The sequence below is a fragment of the Mesorhizobium sp. M4A.F.Ca.ET.090.04.2.1 genome (assembly GCF_003999085.1).
In the GTDB taxonomy this organism is placed as follows: domain Bacteria; phylum Pseudomonadota; class Alphaproteobacteria; order Rhizobiales; family Rhizobiaceae; genus Mesorhizobium.
Genome location: NZ_RZOT01000639.1, coordinates 1 through 3139, shown reverse-complemented (window position 1 = coordinate 3139; position 3139 = coordinate 1). Strand labels below are relative to the sequence as shown.

General features: G+C 63.1%; 4 protein-coding genes and 1 pseudogene. 4 read left to right on the top strand and 1 reads right to left on the bottom strand.

Annotated features, from left to right (window positions below; genetic code table 11):
• From EN781_RS29550 to EN781_RS29535, 4 genes and pseudogenes are all read left to right on the top strand, one after another.
• Positions 1 to 107: SH3-like domain-containing protein (locus tag EN781_RS29550; RefSeq protein WP_127400596.1), on the top strand; the 107-nt coding region annotated here is incomplete at its 5' end.
• Positions 94 to 447 carry a nitrile hydratase accessory protein gene (locus tag EN781_RS29545; RefSeq protein WP_126053977.1) on the top strand — a complete coding sequence of 118 codons (354 nt, stop codon included), beginning with the start codon at positions 94 to 96 and terminating at the stop codon, positions 445 to 447. The genes EN781_RS29550 and EN781_RS29545, both read left to right, overlap by 14 nt.
• A 26-nt stretch (positions 448 to 473) precedes the next feature.
• Positions 474 to 1349, top strand: a pseudogene (locus EN781_RS29540) (translation factor GTPase family protein); the annotation flags it as partial.
• A gap of 166 nt (positions 1350 to 1515) precedes the next feature.
• Complete coding sequence (locus EN781_RS29535) at positions 1516 to 2643, top strand: ATP-dependent RecD-like DNA helicase (RefSeq protein ID WP_127400594.1); 1128 nt, start codon at positions 1516 to 1518, stop codon at positions 2641 to 2643.
• Positions 2644 to 2652: 9 nt separating this feature from the next.
• Here EN781_RS29535 and EN781_RS29530 read toward each other — a convergent pair whose 3' ends face one another.
• Entirely contained in the window at positions 2653 to 3057 is a 405-nt protein-coding gene (locus EN781_RS29530; protein WP_126053980.1) for an STAS/SEC14 domain-containing protein, read from the bottom strand.
• Positions 3058 to 3139 lie beyond the last annotated feature (82 nt).

Here is a 3139-nt window from a genome sequence, read left to right as displayed (position 1 = left end):
GGGTCTATACGGTCGTCTTCGACGGCACGGAGATCTGGGGCGATGGCGCCGACCCGACGCTGACCGTGTCGATCGATGCCTGGGAGAGCTATCTTGAGCCGGCGTGAAGACCTGCCGGCGGCCTTCGACGAGCCGGTCTTCGCCGAGCCGTGGCAGGCCGAAGTCTTCGCCATGACGGTGGCGCTGCATGACAAGGGCCTGTTTTCCTGGCGCGAATGGGCCGACGCATTGTCCGCTGAAGTGAAGAAGCCGGGTGCAGCAGCGGACGGCCATGACTATTACGAGCACTGGTTGGATGCGCTGGAGAGCTTGCTGTCGGCCAAGGGCGTCGCCGGCAGGGTCGAGGTCGACACGCTTGCCGCTGCCTGGGAGCGCGCCGCGCACGCCACGCCGCACGGCAAGCCGATCCTGCTCGAGAACGATCCCCAACTCGACTGCGGGCGGTAGGGGGCCAGGTGGAATCGTCTGCCGCGCCATGGCCTTTGCTTCAAATCGCGATCGAGCCGAAGTCGAAAGCCAATCAGGAGAAGCTGCTTGTCGCCTTGTCGAAGCTGGCGGATGAGAATCCTGACTTCCAAGTTACGTCAGATGAGGAATCGGGCCAAACTATCATCGCCGGCAGGGACGAGTATCACCTGGTCATCATGGTCGACCGCCTGCGCGACGAATTTGAGATCGGCGTGAATGTCGGTGCTCTGCAAGTGGCCTATCGCGAAACGATCACCCACGCCTGCGAACAGGACTACACCCACAAGAGGATTTTCGCCGGTAGGGGCCAGTTCGCTCGCGTCAAGATTGCGTTCGAGCCGAACGCATACAACGCGAACTTCGTATTTGTGTCCACGATCGTCGACGGTGCGATGCCAGACGAATATGTTGCGGGAGTCGAAAAGGGGCTGCGCAGCGTCCTATCCTTGGGCCCCTTTGCAGGGTTCCCGATGATCGGCGTCAAGGCGACGTTGGTGGATGGCGCCTGTCACGAAACCGACTCTTCGGCTTCTGCTTTCGAGATCGCAAGTCGCGCCTGCTTCAGGGAAGCAGCGCCCAAACTCGGCGTGCGGTTGCTTGAGCCGATCATGAAGGTCGAGGTGGTGACGCCGGAGGATTATGTCCGCGACATTGCCGGCGACCTGAAGAGCCGTCGCGGCAAGATCGAGAGTCAAGAAATCCGGGGGATGGAGGTGGTCGTCGATGCGCTAGTGCCGCTCGCAAACATGTTCAAGCTGGAGGATACGCTCCGGTCGCGCTCGAAAGGGCAAGCGCGCGTCAGTGTCAGCTATGCCGGATACGTTCCTGTCCCCGTTCCACCCGACGATCGCGACCCGCCAGCGGCGATGGCTCTTGCCTGACCTCCACGCCGTTCGAATCCAACTGAGACGCGATAAGATTTGTTCCCTTTACGTTCTAGTTGGCGCCTGATAGTTTGAGCCGCAGTAGACGCCGAGTTCACCACCGGCGGTGGTCGATATGGCCGCTGACCTTGTCTTTCGCTCGCGAATCCGGTCTTTCCAGCTGATGGAATTCTCCCCCCAACAGGACGAGGCCTTGAAGGCGGTCGCGCGCTGGCTGAAGGATGGCCGGCCGCAGATTTTCCGGCTGTTCGGCTATGCCGGCACCGGCAAGACGACCCTGGCGCGCTATTTCGCCGAGCATGTCGACGGCCAGGTTCAGTTCGCCGCCTTCACCGGCAAGGCGGCGCAGGTGCTGCGCTCCAAGGGCGCGGTCAATGCCCGCACCATCCATTCGCTGATCTACAGGCCGAAGGGCGAGGAATCGGTGTCGGACGAGGTGACCGGCAAGACGTCGATCTCGCCGACCTTCTCGCTCAACCGGCAAAGCCCGATCGCGCGCGCCAAGCTGGTCGTCATCGACGAGTGCTCGATGGTCGACGAGCAACTCGGCCGCGACCTGATGAGCTTCGGCACGCCGATCCTGGTGCTCGGCGATCCGGCGCAGCTGCCGCCGATATCCGGCGGCGGCTTCTTCACAGAGCACGAACCGGACGTTCTGCTCACCGAAATCCATCGCCAGGCGCGCGACAATCCGATCATACGGCTGGCGCTCGACGTGCGCGAAGGCCGCGAATTCATGCGCGGCGACTACGGCACGGCGCAGGTCATCGGCAAGGAAGACGTCAACCAGGAACTGGTGCTGAAGGCGGACCAGGTGCTGGTCGGCACCAACCGCACGCGCAGGCGCTATAACCAGCGGCTGCGCGAGTTGAAGGGCTTCAACGCCGACTTCCCGCAGGCCGGCGACAAGCTGGTCTGCCTGCGCAACGACCCCGCCAAGGGCCTGCTCAACGGCTCGCTGTGGAAGGTGATGACCTCGTCGCGCGAGACGGTGAAGCCCGGCATCAACCTGCTGGTCTCGCCGGAAGAGGACGATCCGGACCGCGGCGTCGCCAAGATCAAGCTGCTCAAGGCGGCGTTCGAGGACCCCGACGCCGAGATCCCCTGGCAGCAGAAGAAGCGCTTCGACGATTTCGACTATGGCTATGCGCTCACCGTGCACAAGGCGCAGGGTTCGCAATGGAACGACGTCGTGCTGTTCGACGAAAGCTGGGCCTTCAAGGAAACACGCCAGCGCTGGCTCTATACGGCGATCACGCGGGCTGCGGAGCGGCTGACCGTGGTCAGGTAAGGCGGCCCGTCAACGTCGCGCGATCGGTACGGCGCCGAGCCACTTCCAGGCGGCGGCCTCGTCCTCGGCCTTGAAATACTTGAGGTCGACGGGCAGGGGTTTTGCAAGAAGGCCGTGAAACTCGCTAGTCCAGTCCGGCTCGCCGATCGTGGCGCAGCGGCCGACATGCCGCAGCGCCAAGGTCGTGCCCTGTGTGAGCGTTTCGCCGGCGACATTGCTCCAGTCAACACCACCGAGTTCGACGAGCCGCACCAGCACGTCGATCTTCGAATAGAGTGCGCAGGCGGCCTCCAGCAGGCCGAACAGGTTTTCTGCATCGGCGCCGGCGACATCGCCGACGACGTCGATGGCGAAAAGGTCGTCGCGGTCGGTGTCGATGCGGCGTATCACCGGCACGGTTTCGAGGAAATTCACAGGCACCTCCTTCCGCTTGCCGCCGTCCTTCCGTCTGGAACACCGGAACCCCCCTGTCTGTTCCCACCAAAGACGGTATAGA